The sequence below is a fragment of the Arsenophonus sp. ENCA genome, from assembly GCF_002287155.1.
GTDB lineage: Bacteria > Pseudomonadota > Gammaproteobacteria > Enterobacterales > Enterobacteriaceae > Arsenophonus > Arsenophonus nilaparvatae.
The window spans coordinates 1-18,396 of sequence record NZ_NHNG01000282.1 but is presented as its reverse complement, the minus strand read 5'-3'; the positions used below and the strand labels follow the sequence as shown (position 1 = coordinate 18,396).

At 45.8% G+C, this 18,396-nt stretch carries 22 protein-coding genes and 1 pseudogene; 9 read left to right on the top strand and 14 right to left on the bottom strand.

Annotated features, from left to right (window positions below):
* Positions 1-55: 55 nt before the first annotated feature.
* Genes nuoG through nuoN form a run of 8 tightly spaced genes read left to right on the top strand, consistent with a single transcriptional unit; the run spans position 56 to position 10,012 of the window.
* Positions 56-2,788 carry an NADH-quinone oxidoreductase subunit NuoG gene (gene nuoG, locus CBG25_RS07420; protein WP_290605731.1) on the top strand — a complete coding sequence of 911 codons (2,733 nt, stop codon included), beginning with the start codon at positions 56-58 and terminating at the stop codon, positions 2,786-2,788.
* Positions 2,788-3,762, top strand: a complete 975-nt coding sequence (gene nuoH / locus CBG25_RS07415; protein ID WP_290605729.1) for an NADH-quinone oxidoreductase subunit NuoH — start codon at positions 2,788-2,790, stop codon at positions 3,760-3,762. The genes nuoG and nuoH overlap by 1 nt, the downstream gene beginning before the upstream one ends.
* A gap of 17 nt (positions 3,763-3,779) precedes the next feature.
* Entirely contained in the window at positions 3,780-4,322 is a 543-nt protein-coding gene (nuoI, locus tag CBG25_RS07410; RefSeq protein ID WP_290605727.1) for an NADH-quinone oxidoreductase subunit NuoI, read from the top strand.
* 12 nt (positions 4,323-4,334) lie between these two features.
* Complete coding sequence (gene nuoJ, locus CBG25_RS07405; RefSeq protein ID WP_290605726.1) at positions 4,335-4,868, top strand: NADH-quinone oxidoreductase subunit J; 534 nt, start codon at positions 4,335-4,337, stop codon at positions 4,866-4,868.
* Positions 4,865-5,167, top strand: coding sequence for an NADH-quinone oxidoreductase subunit NuoK (gene nuoK / locus CBG25_RS07400; protein WP_026822041.1), 303 nt, complete (start codon positions 4,865-4,867; stop codon positions 5,165-5,167). Before nuoJ ends, nuoK begins: the two co-directional genes overlap by 4 nt.
* Positions 5,164-7,011, top strand: a complete 1,848-nt coding sequence (gene nuoL / locus CBG25_RS07395; RefSeq protein ID WP_290605722.1) for an NADH-quinone oxidoreductase subunit L — start codon at positions 5,164-5,166, stop codon at positions 7,009-7,011. Before nuoK ends, nuoL begins: the two co-directional genes overlap by 4 nt.
* Before the next feature lie 19 nt (positions 7,012-7,030).
* Positions 7,031-8,551 (top strand): NADH-quinone oxidoreductase subunit M, encoded by a 1,521-nt coding sequence (nuoM, locus tag CBG25_RS07390; RefSeq protein ID WP_290605720.1) that lies wholly within the window; start codon positions 7,031-7,033, stop codon positions 8,549-8,551.
* 6 nt (positions 8,552-8,557) lie between these two features.
* Positions 8,558-10,012, top strand: coding sequence for an NADH-quinone oxidoreductase subunit NuoN (gene nuoN, locus CBG25_RS07385; RefSeq protein WP_290605718.1), 1,455 nt, complete (start codon positions 8,558-8,560; stop codon positions 10,010-10,012).
* A 209-nt stretch (positions 10,013-10,221) separates the two neighbouring features.
* Here nuoN and CBG25_RS07380 read toward each other — a convergent pair whose 3' ends face one another.
* The 14 genes from CBG25_RS07380 to CBG25_RS07320 all read right to left on the bottom strand — a co-directional run bounded on the left by CBG25_RS07380 (position 10,222) and on the right by CBG25_RS07320 (position 18,182).
* Positions 10,222-10,866 (bottom strand): hypothetical protein, encoded by a 645-nt coding sequence (locus CBG25_RS07380; RefSeq protein WP_290605716.1) that lies wholly within the window; start codon positions 10,864-10,866, stop codon positions 10,222-10,224.
* Positions 10,867-11,109 carry a DUF551 domain-containing protein gene (locus CBG25_RS21385; RefSeq protein WP_366212747.1) on the bottom strand — a complete coding sequence of 81 codons (243 nt, stop codon included), beginning with the start codon at positions 11,107-11,109 and terminating at the stop codon, positions 10,867-10,869. It lies immediately after the preceding gene.
* 106 nt (positions 11,110-11,215) lie between these two features.
* Positions 11,216-11,590: a Mor transcription activator family protein gene (locus CBG25_RS07375; protein WP_290605713.1), complete on the bottom strand. Its 375-nt coding sequence runs from the start codon at positions 11,588-11,590 to the stop codon at positions 11,216-11,218.
* Positions 11,584-12,006 (bottom strand): regulatory protein GemA, encoded by a 423-nt coding sequence (locus CBG25_RS07370; RefSeq protein ID WP_290605711.1) that lies wholly within the window; start codon positions 12,004-12,006, stop codon positions 11,584-11,586. Before CBG25_RS07370 ends, CBG25_RS07375 begins: the two co-directional genes overlap by 7 nt.
* 137 nt (positions 12,007-12,143) lie before the next feature.
* Positions 12,144-12,323 carry a hypothetical protein gene (locus tag CBG25_RS07365; protein ID WP_290605709.1) on the bottom strand — a complete coding sequence of 60 codons (180 nt, stop codon included), beginning with the start codon at positions 12,321-12,323 and terminating at the stop codon, positions 12,144-12,146.
* 16 nt (positions 12,324-12,339) lie between these two features.
* Positions 12,340-12,969 (bottom strand): LysE family transporter, encoded by a 630-nt coding sequence (locus CBG25_RS07360; RefSeq protein ID WP_290605707.1) that lies wholly within the window; start codon positions 12,967-12,969, stop codon positions 12,340-12,342.
* A complete protein-coding gene (locus CBG25_RS07355; protein ID WP_290605705.1) occupies positions 12,966-13,214 on the bottom strand; it encodes a hypothetical protein in 249 nt (82 codons plus the stop codon). The genes CBG25_RS07360 and CBG25_RS07355 overlap by 4 nt, the downstream gene beginning before the upstream one ends.
* Entirely contained in the window at positions 13,211-13,381 is a 171-nt protein-coding gene (locus CBG25_RS07350) for a hypothetical protein (RefSeq protein WP_290605703.1), read from the bottom strand. Before CBG25_RS07350 ends, CBG25_RS07355 begins: the two co-directional genes overlap by 4 nt.
* A complete protein-coding gene (locus tag CBG25_RS07345; RefSeq protein WP_290605701.1) occupies positions 13,378-13,908 on the bottom strand; it encodes a host-nuclease inhibitor Gam family protein in 531 nt (176 codons plus the stop codon). Before CBG25_RS07345 ends, CBG25_RS07350 begins: the two co-directional genes overlap by 4 nt.
* A 263-nt stretch (positions 13,909-14,171) precedes the next feature.
* Complete coding sequence (locus tag CBG25_RS07340) at positions 14,172-14,633, bottom strand: hypothetical protein (RefSeq protein WP_290605700.1); 462 nt, start codon at positions 14,631-14,633, stop codon at positions 14,172-14,174.
* A 32-nt stretch (positions 14,634-14,665) separates the two neighbouring features.
* Positions 14,666-14,896, bottom strand: coding sequence for a hypothetical protein (locus CBG25_RS07335; RefSeq protein ID WP_290605699.1), 231 nt, complete (start codon positions 14,894-14,896; stop codon positions 14,666-14,668).
* Between the two features lie 2 nt (positions 14,897-14,898).
* On the bottom strand, positions 14,899-15,114 hold the full coding sequence (locus CBG25_RS07330) for a hypothetical protein (protein ID WP_290605697.1): 216 nt from the start codon (positions 15,112-15,114) through the stop codon (positions 14,899-14,901).
* A gap of 98 nt (positions 15,115-15,212) precedes the next feature.
* Entirely contained in the window at positions 15,213-16,382 is a 1,170-nt protein-coding gene (locus CBG25_RS07325; protein WP_290605695.1) for an AAA family ATPase, read from the bottom strand.
* Between the two features lie 12 nt (positions 16,383-16,394).
* Positions 16,395-18,182 carry a transposase family protein gene (locus CBG25_RS07320; protein ID WP_290605694.1) on the bottom strand — a complete coding sequence of 596 codons (1,788 nt, stop codon included), beginning with the start codon at positions 18,180-18,182 and terminating at the stop codon, positions 16,395-16,397.
* Positions 18,183-18,188: 6 nt separating this feature from the next.
* Here CBG25_RS07320 and CBG25_RS07315 point away from each other — a divergent pair.
* Positions 18,189-18,396: pseudogene (locus CBG25_RS07315) on the top strand (hypothetical protein); the annotation flags it as partial.

Below are 18,396 nucleotides of genomic sequence, written 5' to 3'. Positions count from 1 at the left end.
TAAGTCGACTGAATGTTTGAGTAACGCCTGCTGAAAAGGCAGGCCATTATGAAGCATGCTGACTTTTTTTTTTCAAGCAGAAGACGGCATACGATATGATGTAAATGGGGCTGAAAACCTATTGCAGGCCTGTCTCTCTTTGGGTCTGGATATCCCTTACTTTTGCTGGCACCCAGCGTTAGGAAGTGTTGGTGCTTGTCGTCAATGCGCAGTTAAGCAATATCAAAATGCTGACGACACACGTGGTCGTCTGGTAATGTCTTGCATGACACCGGCTTCTGATGGAACTTATATTTCCATCGATGATGATGAAGCCAAACAGTTTCGTGCAAGTGTTGTTGAGTGGTTGATGACAAATCATCCACATGATTGCCCAGTTTGTGAAGAAGGCGGCAATTGCCATTTACAAGATATGACGGTGATGACTAGTCATACAATGCGTAARTATCGTTTTACCAAAAGAACACATCATAATCAGGATCTAGGTCCATTCATTGGTCACGAAATGAATCGTTGTATCGCTTGCTATCGCTGTGTTCGTTATTACAAAGATTATGCTGATGGCACCGATCTGGGGGTTTATAGCGCCCATAATCATGTCTATTTTGGCCGGGTGGAAGACGGTACGCTAGAGAGTGAATTTGCTGGCAATTTAGTTGAGATCTGCCCAACGGGGGTTTTTACTGATAAAACCCATTCTGAACGTTACAATCGCAAGTGGGATATGCAATTTGCGCCAGGAATATGTCAACAGTGTAGTATTGGTTGTAATACAAGCCCTGGTGAACGTTATGGTGAATTACGCCGGATTGAAAACCGTTATAATGGGGTGGTAAATCACTATTTTTTATGTGATCGTGGCCGCTTTGGTTACGGTTATGTTAATCGCAAAGATCGACCTCGTCAGCCTCAATTAGTTAAAAAAGCAAAACGACACACTATTTCGGTGATGGAGGCGATGCAAACGGGTGCCAAAATTTTACGTCAAGCAACAAAGACTATCGGTATTGGGTCACCAAGAGCTAGTGTCGAGAGCAATTATGCATTACGGGCACTGGTTGGCGAAGAAAATTTTTATTCAGGTATCTCGACAGCAGAACAACGTCATCTCGAACTAATGGTTAATATTCTGCAAAAAGGAGGCGTCTATACGCCCACATTGCGTGAAATTGAAAATTATGACGCGGTGCTGGTTTTGGGGGAGGATTTAACCCAAACTGGGGCTCGTATAGCATTAGCGGTTCGTCAGGCGGTTAAAGGTAAAGCAAGAGCAATGGCTGAAGCACAAAAAGTGGCAGATTGGCAAATCGCCGCCGTGTTAAATATTGGCCAACGGGCTAAATACCCATTATTTATCACTAATATTGATGATAGCCGTTTAGATGATGTTGCTGCATTAAATTATCGGGCGCCGGTTGATGATCAAGCTCGCTTTGGCTTTGCTATTGCCCATGCTTTGGACAGCAAGGCGCCAGCTGTGGATGATTTACCAGCGAATATTAAAGCAAATGTTGAATTAGTTGCTGCAGCGTTATTGCAGGCCAAAAAACCACTTATTATTAGTGGTAGTAATGCCGGTAGTGAAGCACTTATCCAGGCCGCCGCTAATATTGCTTTTTCATTAAAAGCGAAAAATGTTGAAGTTGGAATTAGCTATATTGCAGCTGAAGCTAATAGCTTTGGCTTGGCTTTAATGAATGCTCAATCGTTAGATATCGCAATGGAGCGTATTTCATCCGGTGAAGTTGATACTGCGGTAGTAATGGAGAATGATCTTTATCGGCATAGTAATGTTGATAGTGTTAATAATGCTCTGAAAAAGCTGAATAAATTGATTGTTGCGGATCATCAGCATACTACTATTATGGATCAGGCGGATCTGATTTTACCCGCTGCCAGCTTTGCTGAAAGCACTGGAACATTAATTAATAATGAAGGTCGGGCGCAACGTTATTTTCAAGTGTTTGATCCGACTTATTACCAACCTAATATTGCCATTAATGAAAGTTGGCGTTGGTTACATTCATTGCAGGCAGAGCTAGAAACACGTCAAATCGATTGGTCGCAATTAGATCATGTTATCCAGGCCTGTATAACCGCTATGCCACAGTTTGTGGCTATTGTCGATGCGGCACCTAATGCCACATTCCGTATCCATGGACAAAAATTAGCCCGTTCGCCCCAGCGTTATAGTGGACGTACCTCAATATTGGCTAATATAGAGGTCAGTGAACCCGGTCAACCATGTGACATTGATACGCCATTTGCTTTTTCGATGGAAGGTAACAATAGCCCCACCGCTATTCGCCAACAAATTCCGTTTGCTTGGTTGCCAGGCTGGAATTCACCTCAAGCGTGGAATAAGTTTCAAGCTGAAGTCGGTGGCCATTTACGTTTTGGTGATCCGGGGATCCGATTATTTGATTCAACTGATAGTCGCTTGGATTATTTTACTGCTATTCCACTTGCCTGGCAGCGGCAAGATAACCAATGGACGGTTGCACCTTACTATCATTTATTTGGTAGCGATGAAACCTCACAGCGAGCTGAAGCAATACAACAACGTATGCCAGAAGCTTACATTATGCTCAATACTCAGGATGCTGAAAACCTGGCTGTTAAAGCTGGGACAGTGCTTGAATTCAGTTATGGTGGGCAAATTTATCGATTGCCAGTTCGTCTCAGTTATCATTTGGCGCCAGGACAGATTGGTTTACCTTTAGGTATGCCTGGGATCGCACCAACGATGGCGGGTATGGCTGTGAAAAATTTACGGAGGGCGACATAATGACCCTATTTTCTGCTGAAGTCACCGCAGCGATTATTGCTGTTCTACAAGCAATAGTTATTTTGCTGGTGGTGGTTATTTGCGGCGCTTTAATGAGTTTTGGCGAACGTCGTTTATTGGCACTGTTCCAGAATCGTTATGGACCTAATCGGGTAGGTTGGGGAGGCTCATTACAGATTGCTGCTGATATGATTAAAATGTTATTTAAAGAAGATTGGATCCCACAATTTTCAGATAAGCGCATTTTTATGTTGGCACCAGTAATTGCCTTTTGTTCCATGTTATTGGTATTTGCCATTATTCCGGTTAGCGCTACTTGGTATGTTGCCGATCTTAATATAGGTCTGCTGTTTTTTTTCATGATGGCTGGCTTAGCGGTTTATTCGGTACTGTTTGCAGGTTGGTCAAGTAATAATAAATACTCTTTATTAGGCGCGATGCGTGCCTCAGCTCAGACGTTAAGTTATGAAGTTTTTCTCGGCCTTTCATTAATGGGGATCGTTGCCCGAGCTGGCTCCTTTAACTTAATTGATATTGTTAATTCGCAAGCTGGATTATGGAATATTATTCCACAATTTTTCGGCTTTTTAACCTTTGTCATCGCGGGTGTTGCTGTTTGTCACCGGCATCCATTTGATCAACCAGAATCAGAACAAGAACTGGCCGATGGCTATCATATTGAATATTCTGGTATGAAATTTGGTCTGTTTTTCGTCGGCGAATATATCAGTATTGTTACCGTTTCTGCATTAATTGTGACCTTATTTTTCGGCGGCTGGCTTGGCCCATTTTTACCTGGCTTTATTTGGTTTGCATTAAAAACAGCTTTCTTCATGGTGATGTTTATTCTTGTTCGCGCCTCATTACCACGTCCGCGTTATGATCAAGTGATGGCTTTTGGTTGGAAAGTGTGTTTGCCATTGACGTTGATCAATCTGTTAGCAACCGCAGCAGTTATTCTATGCAACGCTTAATAAGGGAGGATTGAGCCATGACATTAAAAGAGTTAGTGGTTGGTTTGGCCACCCAGATACGTAGTATTTGTATGATCGGGCTACATGCTTTTCATAAACGTGAAACGAAAATGTACCCGGAGGAGACGGTTTATGTACCTCCTCGTTATCGCGGGCGTATTGTATTGACCCGAGATCCTGATGGTAAAGAACGTTGTGTGGCTTGTAATTTATGTGCGGCTGTTTGTCCGGTTGGCTGCATTTCATTACAAAAAGCGGAACAGCCAGATGGCCGTTGGTATCCAGAATTTTTCCAGATTAATTTTTCCCGTTGTATTTTCTGCGGCTTATGTGAAGAGGCTTGTCCGACTACCGCTATTCAACTAACGCCTGATTTTGAAATGGGGGAATATAAACGCCAAGATCTGGTCTATGAAAAACAAGATTTATTGATTTCAGGGCCAGGTAAATATCCAGATTATAATTTTTATCACAAAACGGGTATGGCGATTAGTGGTAAAGATAAAGGTGAAGCGGATAATGAAGCTAAGCCTATTAATGTTAAAGATTTGTTGCCATAAGGAGCGATGTTTATGGAATTTACATTTTATGTCGCTGGATTGGTGGCTATTTTGGCGACGCTTAGGGTAATAACACATACCAATCCAGTACATGCGCTGTTGTATCTGATCGTTTCTCTGTTAGCTTTATCGATCGTTTTCTTCTCGGTTGGTTCTTATTTTGCCGGTGCCTTAGAGATTATCGTCTATGCCGGGGCTATTATGGTGCTGTTTGTGTTTGTGGTCATGATGCTTAATTTAGGTAAATCAGTCGTTGATCAAGAGCGTGCCTGGCTACAACCAAAAGCATGGATTGGCCCAGCTATCCTTTCAGTGGTTTTACTTAGCGTTATTATCTATGCCATTGTTTCAATAAAACATAGCCAGATAAAAGGTCAGATGATTAGTGCTAAGGAGGTTGGGATGAGCTTATTTGGTCCTTACGTATTAGCCGTTGAACTGATTTCTTTACTGTTATTGGCGGGTCTTGTCGTGGCATTTCATATTGGACGTGAAAAGCGGCTTAACTCTCTGGATAGTCATGCGGATATGGAGGAACAAGTATGATCCTTCTGCAACACGGTTTAATTTTAGCGGCAATTTTATTCGTATTAGGTTTAAGTTGTCTGCTGATCCGGCGCAATCTTCTCTTTATGTTAATTGGATTAGAAATAATGATTAACTCAGCCGCATTGGCTTTTGTGGTGGCGGGTAGTTATTGGGGACAAGCAGATGGCCAAGTCATGTATATTCTAACGATTAGCTTGGCTGCCGCAGAAGCAAGTATAGGATTGGCGTTGTTATTGCAACTTCATCGTCATCGCCAGAACCTTAATATTGATGAAGTCAGTGAGATGCGCGGATGAATTTACTCTATTTAACCATTCTGCTGCCACTATTGGGATTTCTACTACTCGCATTCTCTCGCGGACGTTGGTCGGAAAATGTGTCCGCTATCATCGGGGTTGGTTCGGTAGGGTTGGCAGCACTGGTAACATTTTGGCTAGCGATTGATTTTTGCGCTAATAATGCTGACGGTGGTTATGCTTATCGTCAGACATTGTGGCACTGGATAGCAGTAGGCGACTTTAACATCCCAATTACACTGGTACTTGACGGTTTATCGTTAACCATGTTAGCAGTTGTGACAGGCGTCGGCTTTTTAATTCATCTATACGCTTCTTGGTATATGCGTGGTGAAGACGGTTATTCTCGTTTTTTTGCTTATACTAATTTGTTTATTGCCAGTATGGTTGTTTTAGTTTTGGCTGATAACATGATGCTAATGTACCTGGGTTGGGAAGGCGTCGGGTTATGTAGTTACTTGCTAATCGGTTTTTATTATACCAATCCAGAAAATGGCAAAGCAGCCATGAAGGCTTTTTTTGTCACGCGGATTGGAGATGTATTTTTAGCCATTGGCATGTTTATTCTGTATAACCAATTTGGCACCCTTAATTTCCATCAATTGAGCATACTGGTACCACAACAAATTAGTGCAGGCTCTTCGCTGATTAACTGGGCTACGCTAATGATCCTTGGCGGTGCAGTCGGTAAATCTGCTCAGTTGCCTTTGCAGACCTGGTTAGCCGATGCAATGGCGGGGCCAACTCCAGTATCTGCGCTTATTCATGCAGCAACAATGGTAACTGCTGGAGTTTATTTAATCGCTCGCACGCATAGCCTATTTTTGATGGCGCCGGAAATATTGCACTTAGTCGCTATTATTGGTGCAGTCACCCTAATATTGGCTGGATTTGCGGCCTTAGTACAAACAGATATCAAGCGCGTATTGGCTTATTCGACGATGAGTCAAATAGGTTATATGTTTTTAGCTTTAGGCGTTCAGGCTTGGGATGCGGCTATTTTTCATTTAATGACCCACGCTTTCTTTAAAGCTTTACTCTTTTTATCCGCTGGCTCAGTGATTGTAGCCTGTCACCATGAACAAAATATATTCAAGATGGGTGGCTTATGTAAAACGTTACCTTTTGTTTATGGTTGTTTTTTAATCGGCGGTGGCGCGCTAGCGGCAATACCACTAGTTACTGCCGGTTTTTATAGCAAAGACGATATCTTATGGGGAGCAGCCCTTCAAGGAGAAACAGTTTTACTCTGGGCTGGTATAGTTGGCGCATTTATGACCGCACTTTATACCTTCCGTATGATTTTTATTGTCTTCCATGGCAAAAAACAGACCTCAGCTCAAACTGTCGGTGGTATTAGTCATACTCTGCCGTTAGCGGTATTAGCAGTTTTATCTACGGTTATTGGTGCACAGATTGTTCAACCGTTAGCTGGCATATTTCCTGTCAATGAAACAATCAATGAGTCGGGTAAAGTTAGGCTGGAAATAATTTCAGCGATTGTTGCATTATTCGGGTTGGCAGTGGCGGTATTCCTCTATATAGGCAAACGTAAGGTTGTTAAATCAATTGCTAAAAGCGCAGCAGGGCGTTTCTTTACTGTTTGGTGGTATCAGGCTTGGGGATTTGACCAACTTTATAACCTTATTTTTGTAAAACCATTTAAAGCAATTGCTCAATTATTGGCAAATGATCCTGTCAATTCATTAATGAATATTCCCGCTGTGATGTCACGTTGGGGCAATAAAGGCTTAACGTTAAGCCAGAATGGGCAGATCCGTTGGTATTTGGCTTCTATGGGGTTAGGGGCAGTGTTGATGTTAGCACTGTTACTTCTGGTTTAATTAAGGGACACATTGCGCCATGCTATTACCTTGGCTAATACTTCTCCCCTTCATCGGTGGTGTCTTATGTTGGCTGTCCGAACGATTAAATAAATGGGCACCACGCTATTTGGCACTGCTTGTGATGGGGTTAACACTGCTCCTTTCTGTATTACTTTGGTTGCAGGGAAATTATTCGTTGCCTGATACGTTGGCATTACCCCAATGGCAGGCGATCTTTTTCATGCCATGGATCACGCCATTAGGTATTAATATTGTCCTAGCCATTGATGGTTTATCATTACTAATGATAGTGCTAACGGCTATTATGGGGATTTTTTCCATATTGAGTTCGTGGAGTGAAAATCAACCTAATCAGGGTGCTTATCACTTCCATTTGATGTGGATTTTAGCCGGCGTGATGGGAATTTTCATGGCGGTGGATCTGTTTTTGTTTTTTTTCTTCTGGGAAATGATGTTGATCCCGATGTATTTCCTAATTGCTAATTGGGGACATAAAGGTTCAGAAGAACGTGCACATGTTAATGCTGCAACTAAGTTTTTTATTTATACCCAAGCAAGTGGCTTGATTATGTTGCTGGCGATTGTGGCATTGGCATTGATTCATTATCAATCATCGGGTCATTGGTCATTTGCTTATCACGATCTGTTAAATACCAAAATGTCAGCGCTGACACAGTATTTATTGATGCTGGGGTTTTTTATTGCTTTTGCGGTAAAAATGCCTTTGGTACCTTTTCATGGATGGATGGCGGACGCGCAGGAACAATCCCCAACGGCCGGCTCCGTTGATATTTCAGGTATCATGCTGAAAACTGCCGCTTATGGTTTATTGCGTTTCACCTTACCGCTATTTCCTGAAGCATCGATTCAATTTACCCCTATCGCCATGACGTTAGGTGTGATCAGTATATTTTATGGTGCATGGTTAGCATTTAAACAGACAGATATCAAACGTCTGGTGGCTTATAGTAGTTTGTCGCATATGGGGTTTGTTACCGTCGCCATTTATGCAGGCTCCATCCTTGCTTACCAAGGAGCAGTGTTACAGATGATAGCCAATGGCTTATCAGGTGCGGCTTTGATCATTATCAGTGGTCAACTTTATGAACGTACCGGAACACGTGATATGCGCATGATGGGCGGACTATGGAAACGGATCATGTGGCTGCCTGCGCTATCACTATTTTTTGCGGTAGCAACCTTAGGAATGCCGGGTACTGGAAATTTTGTCGGTGAGTTTATGATCCTATTTGGTACTTTTGGCCAATTTAAATTGGTGACCATTATTATGGTATTCGGTGTGGTATTTGCATCTATTTATACACTTTGGATGATGCAACAAGTTTATTATGGTACTGCAAAATCGGAAAAAGCACTGCCTGCTTTAAATGGTCGCGAGGTGTTGGTTTTATTGACATTAGCACTGTTATTAGTGGTATTAGGTTTTTATCCGCAACCGGTGTTAGATACTTCAAAAAATGTGATGGAATCACTTCACAGTTTATATTCCATTTCATTTTCAACATTAAGGCCATAATTCGTCATGACCATAACTTTTGAACAATTGATCGCATTGTCACCACTTTTGATCGTTGGGCTATTAGTGGTGATTGTGATGTTATCCATTGCCTGGCAACGCCATCATTTAATCAATGTCACATTAACAATAACCGGTTTTATTATTGCCCTGCTATCTTGCTTGTTAATTGGAGATAGGTTGCCGATTGAAGTGACGCCATTAATCTATGTCGATAAATATTTACTTTTCTATAGCACACTGATTTTGATTGCTGGTATTGGCACAGCAATTTATGCCTATCGATGGCTTGCAGGGTATCCGGATAATAAAGAAGAGTTTTATTTATTACTAAGTATTGCGGTAACGGGCGGGATCCTGTTATCAATGGCTAATCATTTAGCAACCTTATTTATTGGTATTGAATTGATTTCATTGCCATTATTTGGTTTGGTTGGTTATGCCTTTACTCAGAAGCGTTCATTAGAAGCTAGCATTAAATATATGTTACTATCCGCCGCTGCTTCTGCATTTTTATTGTTCGGTATGGCATTACTTTATGCTGAATCAGGCAGTTTAGCCTTTGCCAAATTAGGTTCAAGCCTAAATGAGCATATTATTCACTATCCAGTCCTTATGGTTGGTTTAGGCATGATGTTGGTTGGTATTGGTTTTAAACTCTCTTTTGTCCCATTCCAGTTATGGACGCCGGATGTTTATCAAGGTGCGCCTGCACCAGTTGCGACATTTTTGGCAACTGCTAGCAAGATTGCTATTTTTGCGGTTTTAATGCGTCTACTGATGATATCACCCCTAGCAGAAAGTCAGGCATTATTGTCAGTACTCAGCGTTATTGCCATTGCTTCTATACTGTTTGGTAATTTGATGGCTATTTCACAACAGAGTATTAAGCGTCTGTTAGGCTACTCATCTATTGCCCATATGGGATATTTGCTACTACCGTTAATTGCTTTACAGACTGATAGTGTTGCAGCACAAATTACAGTGTCAATCTACTTTATTGGCTATTTATTCGCTAGTTTAGGGGCTTTTGGCGTGGTAAGTATTCTATCTAGTCCTTATTGTGGCGATGATAAAGACGATATTAGTGCTTATCGGGGATTATATTGGCGCCAACCGGTTCTAGCGATTATTTTGACTATCATGATGTTGTCGTTAGCTGGCATACCGATTACTTTAGGTTTTATTGGTAAATTTTATCTCATCATTAGCGCTATCAATGCCGAGCTGTGGTGGCTAACGGCTGCCGTTATTGTCGGTAGTGCGATGGGTTTATACTATTATTTACGTTTTATGGCCAGTCTATATAGCCGTCAGCCAGTAACAAATAATCAATCTGACAAACAGTCAAATGTTAATTTAGCAACTTTATTTGCGCTTTTGTGTGCTGTTATTACAATTTTATTGGGAATATGGCCACAACCATTGTTTGAGATTGCGGTTGCTGCCTTGGCGGCATAAATATCAGTATACGTTAATAACCCAGCGCTAATATTGATAGGACGTGAGATATTTAAACGGGAAACGTGCGATAAATGTGGATCTACCTGGGACAAACTGGATCTATCTGGGACAAGTCAGGGTGATTCAGTTACACATAGTGAAACAGGAATCATCACTCAAATTAATCGATTCTTGAAATCATGTTGCTGCTTGAAGTCGTATCCAGTTCAGTCGGTAGAAGAGCATGATGGCTTTGCTTCTCTTCTCCTGATGTCTATTCTGGTAATTTGATCTGCAGGGATGTAAGTGGCAAGAGCGCCGTAGTCCTGATGAATAACATCCCCATACTCTACCCACTCATCGCTATTTGCCGAACTTCTATGCGTGACATAGAGAATGACATCGCCGTTATTACCCAGTGTAAAAGGCCCATTTGGAAGTCCCTCGAAGCGTCCAGGCAATCGTGACAGCAAGCCCGAACCATCCTTTAGTACCACAAATAATTCGGTCACCCGATAATCCGTCAGGCCAAACATTTGTTGCCAGGCAGCGTGGGTACCATCAGACCACGAGATATTATGCTTCCGGAGAAACGCGTACAACCGTTTACGCCCATATTTACGCCACGATGCACCCAGGGTCAATGCCAATAACACTGGCAATAACGTTGCCGTGTAAGCATTGACGCCATACCATAGTGTCACGTGGTATATTGCTGTCGGCAACAGGCTAAAAATCAGTGTGGAGAAGAGAATATCAATGGGTTTATGGTGTTCTTTCAGACCGACATTGGCAATAAAATAACCGATGTAGCCAGAGGCCAGTGTTACCAGAGTTGCCCAAGGCAGATCCAACAGCGATGCATCTATCATTCAGTCCTCCTTCGCCCCGTGTTGCCAGGGCTCATTAGTGCTTTCTCGCGGAACAGGTGGCAGCGGCATCCAGTGAGTAACTCCATGGACATCATTGTAGAAATCACCGTCATCCCACTCCCTTCTTTGGCTCAGAAAGCAGACCTTCATATCCCCATAGCTACAGTAAACTAGCACCCATTGTTCAGGAGCTGGAAGTTGATTTTGACAAGAGATCCAACCATCAGCTGATGAATCGAGCATATGAAATATCCTTCTATTGTCTGGTTAGCATTAACCCAATACTCACTATCTGGTGTATAGGTTATGTTTTTCTCTCCGACGTTTCACTGCGTGAAACAAGAAATAGTCATCGAGGCGGCTTATCTTCATCTTCAAACAGATTGCCCTGGATGCGGGCCAGTTCTTCTTTTTTTACCCGTTTGACCACCGAATAAATCCACTGTAGCGAGACTTTGTATTTACGCGCCAGCGCGTGGTGGTTATGGCCGTTGAAATCGGCAAATATCTCCCGGTCACGCTGGCTGACTTTCCATATCAGCCCCATCGGGAAATAGACATTTTGCCCGCCCCATACCGCCATCATTTGACTGGCGACGGCATCGCCTATCTGGCTGGCAACGGCGGGGTCAACGTCGAAAATCTGCCTGACGGTCTGCGCCGTGTGTTCAGCCAGCTCAACCAGTAACTCTGGCCCTTTGCTACGAAAGGTATTCTCTAGCATGATGTTGTCCTTGCCACGCGCTTCTGCCACTGCTTGAGTTTCTCGATAACCTGGCTGGCCTGTTGGCTATCCAGCCAGTAAGGCGAATCACAGCCGGTTTCCCGTTTAACAAAATGGGCAAGGGCTATTGCTGAGGCATCACAGACAATGCCCTTGTGGGCCATAGCCAGCCACAGGGCTTGCATTTTTTGGAGTTGCGGACGGTCAGTCTGCTTTTTTGTATTGGCGTGATGGGGTTGGATACGGAAGCCTTTGGCTTTCAGGGCGTTTAACACCTGAGCCAGTTGACTGATACTCAGGACTTTTGCCGATGTTTCCCCCGTTAGCCTGTGCAGCATCTGACGGTAAGTCGTGTCGTCCAGCTTGAGATTGTGGGCGGCAATATGGATTAACTGCAGGTATTTTTGTCGGGTCATCGGGGTTGTCCTTTATCGTCGTGGTCGGGGTCAAGATTCCTTATGCCATGAATAAAAAAATAATCCTTCGGGCTTTGAAGGATTATAAAATGAATATAGTTATTATACAATTGAATGAATTTTACGCCTATTTTCTGCTATGACTTCTTCACGAAAATCGCCTTGGCATCCATATCCTTGACCGTTTTAAAGTTTTCTGTGAACTGTTTGGCGGCCTGTTGACAGGCGGTTGCCGTGTCAAACTCCTGTGTATGCAGCGTGGAAAAAGCATTACCGGCATAGGGACTGGCGTATAGGGCTAAAATTAATATCCACATGATAATTTATCCTCTTTCACTGAATTAAGGTCGGGTGTTCAATAAAACAAAGACTGACCGCAATGCACAGCAGGAAACCGGCGAAGAGGCGGTTTTGTTGTTTACGGGTTTCTGGCGATTGAAAATAAGGCCGCAAGCGGGCGGCAATGAGTGCGTAGAGCGTCATCATCAGCGCATCGACCATCACCATCGTCAAGGTCATGAGGGTTATTTGTGGCCCTAATGGTTGGGCCGTATTAAGAAAGACCGGTAGTGTGGCAAGCAGGAAAGCGAGCGCTTTGGCGTTGGTGATATCGGTCAGAAAACCCCAGCAGAACCGTTGTGCGCTGCCGGTCAATGCTGCAACAGCGTAGGCATCCAGGATGACCGGTGCGCGCCAAGTTCGGTAGGCAGCAAACAGCAACCAAAGTACACTAATGCATTTCAGCAGCAGCCAGGCGGCCGCTGAAGCGCGCAACGCTTCTGTGCTCAGTGCCACAATGGGCACCATCAAGGCTAATGCCGTGGCCTGACCGGCAATCAGCGGCAGTGTCTTGCGCCATCCCCGCTGGAAGGAATGGTTAAGGGTGAGGATAGCGCCTGCCCCCGGTAATACTGCACTCAGCAAGACACCGCCCAGAAAAACTAACCAAAAGTCAATATTCATTGTTTATTTCCTTCGTGCGTTTGATGACAGGGTGGGATTGGTGTTGAGGTCGTCTTTGCCGTCATACCCGTTAAGGGATGAATATCCCAGTTAAGTACCCAGGCACCATATTGCTGTCCGCAATGGGGGCAGGCCAGGATGAGGTCAATCCCCCACTCGCCGCTTTCCGGTTGTTGAGTAATCTCTGCCTGGGCAGGATTCAGCTGGCGGGTTGCCTGATGGCAGCTAATGCAGGTAATACTCATAACGTGTTTTCCTTATCTAAGGTGACGATGAGTTCGGCCAATATCTCGAAGGCATTTTGAAATTCACAATACGCGGCGGCAGAATGGTCTGCCTGCAGGTGATGCATGGCGCGGTTAAGGCGTTTTTCAATCTGACGGCGCAGATGTTTTATTTCCTGATAGCTCATGAGGTCACCTCCTGCTCGAAGGGGGTAATAATGAAATCCTCAAGCTGGTTGCGAAACGTAATGCCGGGAATATTCAGTCGCTGGATGGTGTCCTGATTTTTTAGCAGGGCATTTTTATCCACCTGTGCCTTGCGAATAATGCAGTCGGTCTGTTCGTGTTCTTCCAGCGCCTGCAGGATATCCTCCATTCCTTTTAGCGAAACGGAGGGTGGGCGGTTACGCCATGACACCTCGCCGGTTATCAGGTTGGCGGTTTTGGTTTTGCCGTTTTCGGTCAGTGCTTCACGGTTTGCTTCACACCAGGTCTGTATTCCTTTTTGCAACAGGGTGATGCTGGCTTTCATGGCCTCAATATCAGCAGCATGAGCATGGGTTAATTTCGCAATTTCATCATTAATCTGCGTCTCCAGCCGGGTGATTTCCCGCTGGGTATCGCCCAGCTCTTTAATATCGCTTATCACCTGCTCACGGGTTTGCGGCGTGCGGAGAGTCGCCGCGGATTTAATCCGCGTTTTTTTCTTGGTCATGTTTTTTACCTGTTAATTAAAAGTAGTGAGAATTAAACGCGCTCGAAAATAATGCCTTCAAATGCGTCGCTGTATTCGTAACAATCATCAACATTCAGGTGATATCGGGGCACGATCTCTCCAAAATGCCCGTGCAGATGATTACCTCGTGAGATTGCTTGTTCACATGGGCGTCCGATGGTGGCAAGCGCGTGATGACTTGTTGTCCCGTCCGCTCAAATCCCGTATCCCTGGTGTTTATGTTGAAGGCATGTCTGATCATGTTAGTCTCCGACTTCTGAAGCAGATGCTGTATCGCGGACGTGCTCCGTATACAACCTGTGATTGAGTTGACCAAGTTGGCTAGTTGCCGGAGAAATGGATGTAGGTAGATTGAAATGCCGACGCACCATTTCCAGTACGTTATCTGCTGAAATCACACCATCCTCATACGCCATCATGGCAAACACCATCCACTCTAGGCCGTTCACTTTGCTAAGCGCATCTTTACGTTCCTGCTGTGCGATATCACGCAGTCCGTTGATTTGAGCGACCAGTTTGGCCTTGTCAATATAGGAGGAATGCTGATGCGTTAACCGTGCTCTTTCATCATTAATGCGCGTCTCCAGTCGGGTGATTTCCCGCTGGGTATCGCCCAGTTCTTTAATATCGCTTATCACCTGCTCCCGGGTTTGCGGCTTGCGGGCACCCGCCGCGGCTTTAATCCGCGTTTTTTTCTTGGTCATGTTTTTTACCTGTTAATTAAAAGTAGTGGAAATTAAACGCGCTCGAAAATAATGTCTTCAAGGGCGTCGCTGTGTTGAATATGCTCAAATAAATTCATGTTGTATCGGGCCGCTAATTCACCAAGACGCTGGTCCTGTTCATTAACATCACGGCAGTTTTCGCAAATCGATAAATAGGTTTCATAGTCCTGTTCGGTAATATCCACGGTTTTTACCAGATAAACCGATTGGCGAGCGGTAATACGGACGGGGCGTGTTTTCATGATTAACGTACCTCCCAGGTGATTCGGCAGTTATCTTGCAGGAACTGGTATTTTTCCCAGCGACCCTGATGGTCGGTACCCAGGGCATAGCGAACGGCATGCCCTTTTTTATGTAAGGCATCACACCGTCGGTCATGCAGCAGGGTAATGGTCGGACGGCTATAGCCATCAACGGTAAACTGACTGACGGTAAAACCTTCCTGGCTGAGGTTGTCCATCACCAACAAGCATTGCCTGAACTGCTGCTGGATGGCCTGGTAGGTCATCGCTGACGGGTTTTTAATGGTCACGGCGGGGTTCAGCATAAAAGCCTCCTTTAATGCACACTGTGAATAATATTGGCGTCGATAACCGGAATGGCGTTTTGCGCGGCCAGGTTCATGGCGGCGGTCACCAGATTGCCGATAGCCAGGGGATAAAGCAGGCTGACTGTCGTTCTCTGGTGGGATGTGGCGCTTTGCCCCCCTCTTTGATAACTCAGACGTTGGCGTATCGCCTTGATTGCCTCCAGGGTGATAACCTTGTTCATGTCTGCGCCTATCCGTTTGAACTTGAAGGCAAGAAAGTCCGTCAGGTGGTCATCCAGTGGCGGCAGGTCAATCACCTCGCAACGCTGTACCACTTCCCTGACGTCTGACAACCGTTCGGATAACTTATCGCCCAGTTCAGGCTGGCCCAGTAGAATGATGGAAAGTAGCTTTTTATGGCCATCATCCAGTTCAAAGAAACGCTTAAGGTGCTTTAAGGTCGGGATGGGCAGGCAATGGGCCTCTTCAATCACCAGCACATGGCGGTAACCGGTGCGGCTGCTGTCTTTTAATAGCTTGTGCAACTGGCGAAAACGGGCCTCTGGCGACCGTTTGAGTTTTTCCAATGGTGCCAGGGTGTGGACAATGGCCTCGGCGAGACTGGCCGCTTTCAGGGTTTTTCCCTGATGGTCGTTGTCTTCCATGGCCAGTACGTAAGGCTCTATCACCACCACAGGGCTATTTTCTTTGTTGATACGGTCAATCAGGTCACGGCGCAGGGTACTTTTTCCTGCGCCGGATTCACCGATAACGGCGATAAAGCCCCCAAACAGGGCGGTCTGGTACAACGCTTCGCGAGCATAACTGCTGTCAGGGGTTAAAAAAACGTCATCCGCACTTTGCACCGCATAGTCATCAAACGGAGCGCGAAATAACCCAAAATGCTTTTTGGTGGCAGGCAGTAATACCTGTTTTTTCAGTAACATGCTGTCCTCCTCATCTAATTCAGGGCGTTGGTCATGGCGAATGCCGCCTGTCTCGTTAAAGCAATCCCTTTCATTCACCCCCTGGTCGCCTAACCAGCACTGAATGCGCGCCTTGAGGGTGGGTATATCCTGTTTGGGCCACTGGTTGTGGTTGACTATCTGCGCCAGCGTGGCTTCAGACACCTCAAGCGCACGGGCCAGTGCCGCCTGGGTCAGTTTGTGCTGTTGTAACAGGGTTTTCAGTTTCAGCATGATGGCCTCCCGTTAACCGTGACTGGCGAGGCTAACCACCACATCGGTGGACTGGGCCATCAGTTCATCACCCAGTGCRTCGACCTGGTMGGCRGGGATGCCGTCMGGGAAGCGTTGKGTKAGYGTGGTGTAAAAYTCACTGCGCCAGGTCTTGCCCGCCGCCTGAAAACGYGCCCGCAGACGTTGCACCACCACGACCGGGTTTAAGCGTTCTTCAAAAYGCGGGGCGCAGACCGTCGAGGCCTGRCCCGGTTTTGGCAGGTAAATCGGTGGGGTATCGCGCTCATTGTCCAGATAAGGGTTAAAGCGACCSCCCAGTGGTAGCGCATTGGCTTTTTGCGCGGCAGCAGTTTCYCCCGGCGTGGTGGTGCCATACATCGCCTGCYCGACTTCCGYCAGATGGTGTTGCGCAGGGGTGTRCGGTAATGCCTTGAAMGATTCGCCGAGTGTTGGTGCGTTGAGGGGAAAACCGTAATCGTCTTTCACCACTTCCGGCACCCGGTAAAAGACTTCCWGTCCATCCTCATTAATCATRACYACCTGCGCTTCASTGTCRCGCCAGGGGTTACGCACTATCTGTAGCCAATCGTTATTACAAACACCCGGTACACCCCGAACGTCATATTGTTTGCCGTTAAACGACACRCGAAGRTAAGTGTCAACCTTACGGCTTTCCGGYAGACTGACGGCCAGKTCACGGCASACCTCCACCGACGGCGCTTTGATTAACTGCTGCGGGGTAATGCGTAACCAGCAGTCGGTGCGGGTCATGCCCGTACGGCGATGCAGCGCGGTGCGGTTGTACTTTTTACGCCACTTACCGACCAGCTGGTTGAGTTCATCAATATGATTGACTTGCACAAACCGCAGGCCGGATTCAAAATCGCGCTCCAGAATGTCGTGCGCCTTTTCCACTGAGCCGGTGGCGCGCGCATTGCGGGCTTTATGGGCGATAAGTTGAATACCTAGGGTTTTACACAGGTTACGCATCGTGTATGAGACCAGGGCGCAACCGGGGTCGGTATAAAGGATACGCGGTACGCCATGCAGTACGTCGGCCCCACCGCGTTCTTGCATGGCATTAATCAGCACATCGGTAAAGTTTTGTGCGGTTTCGCCGCCGAAGCGGTACTCGGCGTAAATCCAGCCACTGGTATGGTCGGTCAGTTCAAATGACCAGACGCGGTCATTAACAATACGGGCCAGATTTTTGGGCTTGTTCTTGTTAAATTCCGCCTCTTTCATCATGCGCAGGCCGCTATCGCGCGTGGTGCGACCTTTGKCGGGATTTTTCAGGTAATARAGCACACACAGCGACGCATCCAGYTGCCAGGCATGATTGGGATGGCTGGTTTTTAGCTGAACACACGGRGMRGGTGCCCGTAACTGATTAGGGTGCARRYGATAGTGGTACAATGCCCGGCTGATGGCATCMACCGACARGGCGAACCACTYRCCGGTYTCRTTATCAATATACCCGGCATYAATCAGGTTATTGGCYCGCAGGTCGTTAACCGTCTTTCGCAGACTGTAGAGGCGYTTGCCATTCTTACGTTCTGCTTCCATGATAACGCCCGATATYARCAGRGCTTCSTSACGCGTCAGGGCRCTGGTRCCATAATCYACCCGCTGCTTGCGCGGCGCTTTATAGCTCACCTGCTTGACTTTTCGCAGCAGCGTCGCCCTGGAAATGCCAAGCGCCTGGCAACCTGTCTGATAAACCGCGTCTTTACCGCCATGCCCGGCTTTTTCGGCTGCCTGAGCAATCGCCAGTACGCGTTCGGTCAGAGGCTGTCGCAAAAGCTCATGTTATCGATTAAAATTTGCTTTATTCGTTTTAAACGCAGATCTTTTATGACCGTATTTACTCGCAAACTGGAATCGCCTTCTCACACCAAACGTAAGTTTGTCAAAGCGCAAAATCTACCTATCTTGGAGGGTTCTGTTTCCCTTTGCGATTATCTCAAGCAAATTGGTGAACGTAGGGCATTTATTGTCACAGAGATTTTGGATG

Bases quoted from the DNA above. Each gene is read 5' to 3' on its own strand.
- nuoJ (WP_290605726.1), top strand. From the start codon at position 4,335: ATGGAATTTACATTTTATGTCGCTGGATTGGTGGCTATTTTGGCGACG.
- nuoI (WP_290605727.1), top strand. From the start codon at position 3,780: ATGACATTAAAAGAGTTAGTGGTTGGTTTGGCCACCCAGATACGTAGT.
- CBG25_RS07350 (WP_290605703.1), bottom strand. From the start codon at position 13,381: ATGAGCTATCAGGAAATAAAACATCTGCGCCGTCAGATTGAAAAACGC.
- nuoN (WP_290605718.1), top strand. From the start codon at position 8,558: ATGACCATAACTTTTGAACAATTGATCGCATTGTCACCACTTTTGATC.
- CBG25_RS07370 (WP_290605711.1), bottom strand. From the start codon at position 12,006: ATGACCCGACAAAAATACCTGCAGTTAATCCATATTGCCGCCCACAAT.
- nuoK (WP_026822041.1), top strand. From the start codon at position 4,865: ATGATCCTTCTGCAACACGGTTTAATTTTAGCGGCAATTTTATTCGTA.
- CBG25_RS07330 (WP_290605697.1), bottom strand. From the start codon at position 15,114: ATGGACAACCTCAGCCAGGAAGGTTTTACCGTCAGTCAGTTTACCGTT.
- nuoM (WP_290605720.1), top strand. From the start codon at position 7,031: ATGCTATTACCTTGGCTAATACTTCTCCCCTTCATCGGTGGTGTCTTA.
- nuoL (WP_290605722.1), top strand. From the start codon at position 5,164: ATGAATTTACTCTATTTAACCATTCTGCTGCCACTATTGGGATTTCTA.
- nuoH (WP_290605729.1), top strand. From the start codon at position 2,788: ATGACCCTATTTTCTGCTGAAGTCACCGCAGCGATTATTGCTGTTCTA.
- CBG25_RS21385 (WP_366212747.1), bottom strand. From the start codon at position 11,109: ATGCTCGATTCATCAGCTGATGGTTGGATCTCTTGTCAAAATCAACTT.
- CBG25_RS07335 (WP_290605699.1), bottom strand. From the start codon at position 14,896: ATGAAAACACGCCCCGTCCGTATTACCGCTCGCCAATCGGTTTATCTG.
- CBG25_RS07365 (WP_290605709.1), bottom strand. From the start codon at position 12,323: ATGTGGATATTAATTTTAGCCCTATACGCCAGTCCCTATGCCGGTAAT.
- CBG25_RS07340 (WP_290605700.1), bottom strand. From the start codon at position 14,633: ATGACCAAGAAAAAAACGCGGATTAAAGCCGCGGCGGGTGCCCGCAAG.
- CBG25_RS07360 (WP_290605707.1), bottom strand. From the start codon at position 12,969: ATGAATATTGACTTTTGGTTAGTTTTTCTGGGCGGTGTCTTGCTGAGT.
- CBG25_RS07380 (WP_290605716.1), bottom strand. From the start codon at position 10,866: ATGATAGATGCATCGCTGTTGGATCTGCCTTGGGCAACTCTGGTAACA.
- CBG25_RS07345 (WP_290605701.1), bottom strand. From the start codon at position 13,908: ATGACCAAGAAAAAAACGCGGATTAAATCCGCGGCGACTCTCCGCACG.
- CBG25_RS07355 (WP_290605705.1), bottom strand. From the start codon at position 13,214: ATGAGTATTACCTGCATTAGCTGCCATCAGGCAACCCGCCAGCTGAAT.
- CBG25_RS07325 (WP_290605695.1), bottom strand. From the start codon at position 16,382: ATGCTGAAACTGAAAACCCTGTTACAACAGCACAAACTGACCCAGGCG.
- CBG25_RS07375 (WP_290605713.1), bottom strand. From the start codon at position 11,590: ATGCTAGAGAATACCTTTCGTAGCAAAGGGCCAGAGTTACTGGTTGAG.